This window comes from Butyricicoccus sp. (assembly GCF_050872565.1).
GTDB lineage: Bacteria > Bacillota > Clostridia > Oscillospirales > Butyricicoccaceae > Butyricicoccus_A.
This window is the reverse complement of the sequence record NZ_JBNMHC010000156.1, coordinates 1-5,049: the sequence shown is the minus strand read 5'-3', so window position 1 is coordinate 5,049 and position 5,049 is coordinate 1. Positions and strand designations below refer to the sequence as shown.

The 5,049-nt window shown below is 50.4% G+C and carries 5 protein-coding genes and 1 pseudogene; 2 read left to right on the top strand and 4 right to left on the bottom strand.

The genetic code is table 11. The features are described from left to right. Positions 1-431 precede the first annotated feature (431 nt). Positions 432-1,778, top strand: a complete 1,347-nt coding sequence (locus ACR0P9_RS07450) for an MATE family efflux transporter (RefSeq protein WP_432618811.1) — start codon at positions 432-434, stop codon at positions 1,776-1,778. Between the two features lie 81 nt (positions 1,779-1,859). Beyond that, positions 1,860-2,327, top strand: coding sequence for an Lrp/AsnC family transcriptional regulator (locus ACR0P9_RS07445; RefSeq protein ID WP_432618810.1), 468 nt, complete (start codon positions 1,860-1,862; stop codon positions 2,325-2,327). 73 nt (positions 2,328-2,400) lie between these two features. On the opposite strand, the gene ACR0P9_RS07440 is transcribed toward ACR0P9_RS07445, so the two are convergent. From ACR0P9_RS07440 to ACR0P9_RS07425, 4 genes and pseudogenes are all read right to left on the bottom strand, one after another. Further along, positions 2,401-3,234 (bottom strand): DUF4392 domain-containing protein, encoded by an 834-nt coding sequence (locus ACR0P9_RS07440; protein WP_432618808.1) that lies wholly within the window; start codon positions 3,232-3,234, stop codon positions 2,401-2,403. A 19-nt stretch (positions 3,235-3,253) separates the two neighbouring features. Then, positions 3,254-4,024: a LamB/YcsF family protein gene (locus tag ACR0P9_RS07435; RefSeq protein ID WP_432618806.1), complete on the bottom strand. Its 771-nt coding sequence runs from the start codon at positions 4,022-4,024 to the stop codon at positions 3,254-3,256. A gap of 13 nt (positions 4,025-4,037) precedes the next feature. Then, positions 4,038-4,823 (bottom strand): putative hydro-lyase, encoded by a 786-nt coding sequence (locus tag ACR0P9_RS07430; RefSeq protein WP_432618804.1) that lies wholly within the window; start codon positions 4,821-4,823, stop codon positions 4,038-4,040. Beyond that, positions 4,810-5,049 (bottom strand): annotated as a pseudogene (locus ACR0P9_RS07425) (KipI antagonist); the annotation flags it as partial. The gene ACR0P9_RS07430 and the pseudogene ACR0P9_RS07425, both read right to left, overlap by 14 nt.

Sequence of the window (5,049 nt, the reverse complement as noted above, 5' to 3'; positions counted from 1 at the left end):
TCGTTTTTCTGCGGCGGAAGGCAAATAAAAAAAGACCTTCCGCCAGCTGAAGCGTATAACAACAGCTGCCGAAAAGTCTTGTTACCTGTGTGTTCAGGCGCACCCTGCCAGATTTGCCCGCGCAAATCGTGATGTTGACAACGTGCCTTGCAACTACTCCCTTTTCAACTGCCTTAAGCATAGCATATCCACAAAAAGACGTCAATCATGCAGCAGGCAATTTAACAAGCATTTAGCGCGGTTGACAAGGAAACAAAGATATTGTATGATACTTTTGTCGGAGGACTTATAAACGTAAGTATAAGGCCGGATAAGATAACGATAGTTCACAGTATTTCCGAGGGTTACTTCTACGTATAGGATGACCGGATAAGAGAACTGACAGAGTATCGTTCTCTTATCCGGCTATTTTTTATGGAATGGAGGAACATATGGAACGAAATCTCACCGCCGGCAATGTATGGAAGAACATTGCCTACTTTTCTCTGCCGTATCTCCTGTCGTATTTTTTACAGACGCTGTACGGCATGGCGGACTTGTTTATCATCGGACAATTTGAAGGGGTTGCCAGCACCACAGCTGTTTCTGTCGGCAGTCAGGTGATGCACATGATAACCGTTATGGTTGTCGGTCTGGCTATGGGCACCACAGTTACCATTGGTCAAGCAGTCGGTGCCGGAGACAAGAAAAAAGTATCACAAACCATCGGCAATACCGTCGTGTTATTTTTGACGGCATCTCTTATTTTGATGGCAGTATTTCTTGGACTGGTCAAACCGATTGTGTCCATCATGTCTACGCCGGAACAGGCAGTATCCGGCACGATTGCCTATCTGACCGTCTGCTTTATCGGCATTCCCTGTATCACCGCATACAACATCATCAGCTCGATTTTCCGTGGCTTAGGTGATTCCAGAAGCCCGATGTACTTCATTGCCATCGCCTGCATTGCAAACATTGTGTTGGACTATGTGTTCATCGGTGCTCTGCATCTCGGTGCTGTCGGTGCCGCGCTGGGTACCACGCTGTCTCAGGGACTCAGTGTCATCATCGCCTTTCTCGTCATCTGCAAAAGAGACACCGGCATTTCCCTGCACAAAAGCGATTGGAAGCCGCGCCGCGAAGCGATGGGTCGCGTGCTGAAAATCGGTATTCCTATTGCTTTGCAAGACGGTCTGATTCAAATCGCGTTTCTCATCATCACGGTCATTGCCAATCGCCGCGGACTCAGTGATGCCGCCGCCGTCGGTATTGTAGAAAAAATTATCAGCTTTTTGTTCTTGGTACCATCTTCTATGCTGTCCACGATCTCTGCGCTCGGTGCACAGAACATCGGCGCCGGAAAGCCGCAGCGCGCGATTCAAGTGCTGCGATGCGGTATCTGTATCACTGTCAGCTTTGGCGTTGTTGTCGCTCTGCTTATTCAGTTCATCGCGCCGTCTGTCGTCGGCTTGTTCACAGCAGACGCTGCTGTTGTCGTATTCGGCAGCCAGTATCTGCGCGGCTACATTTGGGACTGTATTTTCGCGGGCATTCATTTCAGCTTCAGTGGTTATTTCTGCGCCTGCGGCCGATCGGAATTCTCTTTCCTGCACAACATCTGTGCGATTGCCCTTGTGCGTGTTCCCGGAGTCTATCTCACGTCGATTCTTTTCCCAGACACGCTGTTCCCGATGGGTCTCGCTACGACAAGCGGTTCCCTGCTCTCGGTCTGCATTTGTCTGCTTGTCTTCCGATATTTGAAGAAAAAGGGTTTTGACAAGATTTGCTCCGGCTGATATAATAAAAGAAACCAATGGCGGTCAGCATCCAAAGCGTTGACCGCCTTTTTTCATACCGAACGCGGGAGGAATCCAAGGATGGATCAGATCGATCAGAAAATACTGGCACACCTGAAGCAAAATGCACGGGCGCGTGCTTCGGACATCGGAAAAGCCGTGCATCTGTCTGTATCGACAGTGATTGAACGCATTCACAAAATGGAAGATGCCGGTATTATCTGTTCATATACTGCCATCACCAACGACGCCAAGGTCGGAAACGATGTCACCGCTTTGATTGAGATTTCGTTGGAGCATCCGCGATTTAACGATTCGTTTTCCGATCAAGTCATGCGGCATCCCAACGTTGTTTCCTGCTACTATCTGACAGGAAGCTATGACTACATGATTAAAGTCAGCTGTCGTTCGTCCGATGAATTAGAGGTCATTCATCGCTGGGTCAAAGATCAGCCGGGCGTATGTCAGACGCAGACGCATTTCGTCCTGCGTACCATTAAAAATATCTATTCTGCTCTGCCGAGCGGTGATGCATCGGCGCCGGAATAAGCGTTTATCACAAACAACAAACGTGCGTATCCCCTAACGAGATACGCACGTTTTTTCTTGGCTGTTTTTTCTATTATGCCGTCTGCGTCAATAGAGACAGGCTGTCTACAATCTCTTTTTCAATGGTCGGCGGGAAGCTGTCTACACTCGGCGTGCACTTCTTTGTCACGCCGTCCACACTGCCCATCTTGACAATTGCCTTGATGTAATCCCGAATTTCTTCATACCGCGGGAATACGCGCTTGCCAGACAATCTTTGGAGATACGCCGTCAAGCCATACGCGCCCCAGTTAGACACAGTCGCTACGACCAGCCGATCTACCGGTACCACGCACGGTTCCAAGGACAGCTTTTGTGTAATGACATCCTTGAGGTTTCCCATGCCGATTTCATTGCCGCCGTCACCGACACCAATCGTAAAAATACCGCGTTCTGCTGCTTGTTCAAAAAGGAGATCGGTTCTGGCCGTATGATCGAGGATGCTCTCGCCGCGCATGTTCGCATAGTCGCCCTTGCGATTTTTTCCGCAGCGTTCAATGGAAATCAATGCAACCGGCTGATACACGTCAAACAGGTTAGTATATATCTCAGCATCTGCATGAGTATCGACATACTCTACCGCTAACTGGCAGATTTCAAAAAATCCCTTGCAATACGCATCGGTGACAATAACCGGCTGGTATCCGATTTTCTCCAATGCCTTTGCCAGCACCATGGTTCCCGGAGGGCCATCGGTTTCAGCGGCACCATTGACGTAAAATCCAGTAGTCAGCAAAACCGTTCCCTTTGGGCGTTCCAGCAGCTTGGCTGCTGCCTCGCGGCAATAGTCTTCGCGCAAATGCTTGCACAGAATGTCCATGCCGCGACCGGAATGGCTGAGCAGCACCTTTTCAATTCGACCTTCCATAACGGTCTCCTCCTTTCGCTTAACGAACGATGTCGTCCATTGGGGCGATCAGTACACCCTCTTCCGTCAGCTCCGTGCGGATCTTTTCGACAAATGCCAGTGCTTTCGGGCTGTCGCCATGCACACAGATGGAATCCGCCTGAATCGAGATGGTCTTGCCGGAGATGGTCTCTACCTTACCTTCCTTGACCATGCGAACAACGCGGGAAATCGCCAGATCTTCATCGGTAATCATAGCACCCGACTTGCTGCGTGCAACCAAGCTGCCGTCATCTTCATACGCGCGGTCAGCAAAGACTTCACTCGCACTCGGAAGACCAATCTTACGAGCGGCGCGCAGCAGCTCACTGCCCGCCAGTCCCAACAAAATCAGAGAATCATCTACTTCTGCAATGCCTTCGCAAATTGCTGTTGCCAGCTTGGCATCCTTGCCCGCCATATTGTACATCGCACCGTGCGGCTTCACATGCTGGAGCTTGACGCCCTGTGCTTTACAAAAGGCAGACAGCGCACCGATCTGGTACTGTACCATTGCCTTCAGCTCTGCCGGTGAAACATTCATATTTCTTCTGCCAAAGCCGACCAAATCCGGATAGCCCGGATGGGCACCGACATGGACACCAATCTGTGCGGCGAGTGCGACGGTTTTCTGCATCACCAGCGGATCAGAAGCATGAAAGCCGCAAGCGACATTGGCGGAAGAGATCCATGGAATCACCTGTTCATCCATGCCGCAGGTATAATTGCCAAAGCTTTCGCCTAAATCACAGTTCAAATCTACTTTCTTCATCGTACTCACCTCATCAATATTTCAAATCCACGTTTTTTACATCGGTAATAAACATATGTCCCGGCGCATGGGTAATGACAAACGGCGGTTTAGAATCCATAATGACATTTTGCGGTGTCACGCCGCACGGCCAGAATACCGGTACTTCGCCATCGTTTATCGTGACCATATCGCCGAAATCCGGATGCTGTAAATCGTGAATGCCAATTGCCTCCGGATTGCCGATATGAATCGGCGCACCGTGTACCCGCGGCATATCGCCGGTAATCAGCGTTGCCTTGACAATCTGGTCATACGGCAGCGGACGCATACTCACAACCATATTGCCATGAAATACACCCGCCGGTGTGCACGCGATATTGGTCTTATACATCGGTACGTTGCAGCCCTCTTCGATGTGACGAACCGGCACGCCAGCTTCCAGCAATGCCGACTCAAAGGAAAAGCTGCATCCAATCAAAAAGCTGACGAGATCCTCACGCCAAAACTGTTCCACATCCGTATACTCGCCGTCCAACTCACCGTTGCGGTAAATGCGATATTTCGGCAAATCCTTAGCAATATCTGTGTCCTGCGCAATGCTGTGCAATGTACGACTGCCCTTGTCGCTGACTTCGAGCAGCGGGCAGGACTTCGGATTGCGCTGGGCAAATAACAAAAAGTCATACGCAAGGTCTGCGGGAAGCACAACCAAATTGGCCTGTGCGTATCCGGCACTCATACCTGCTGTCGGACCGGTAATTTTCTTCTCTCGAATCAAGGCGCGCACATCGCGCGGACTCATCTCAGAATAATTCATGCTGTTTCTCCTTCCGCGCGAGTTTGCTCGCTTCTCGCAATGAAATCTGCTGGAATCGAACGCGGTCACCGGGTCGACATTGTGCCAGCTTCGGGATGTCAAACGTACAAACCGTTGCAATCTTCGCATAGCCGCCGGTTGTCTGGCGGTCTGCCATCAAAACAATCGGCTTGCCATCCGATGCCACCTGTACAGATCCCAAGGTGATGCCATCCGAAATAATATC

What these genes read in the sequence shown, in the direction of transcription:
- ACR0P9_RS07430 (WP_432618804.1), bottom strand. Translation starts at nt 4,823, where the DNA reads ATGAATTATTCTGAGATGAGTCCGCGCGATGTGCGCGCCTTGATTCGA.
- ACR0P9_RS07445 (WP_432618810.1), top strand. Translation starts at nt 1,860, where the DNA reads ATGGATCAGATCGATCAGAAAATACTGGCACACCTGAAGCAAAATGCA.
- ACR0P9_RS07435 (WP_432618806.1), bottom strand. Translation starts at nt 4,024, where the DNA reads ATGAAGAAAGTAGATTTGAACTGTGATTTAGGCGAAAGCTTTGGCAAT.
- ACR0P9_RS07450 (WP_432618811.1), top strand. Translation starts at nt 432, where the DNA reads ATGGAACGAAATCTCACCGCCGGCAATGTATGGAAGAACATTGCCTAC.
- ACR0P9_RS07440 (WP_432618808.1), bottom strand. Translation starts at nt 3,234, where the DNA reads ATGGAAGGTCGAATTGAAAAGGTGCTGCTCAGCCATTCCGGTCGCGGC.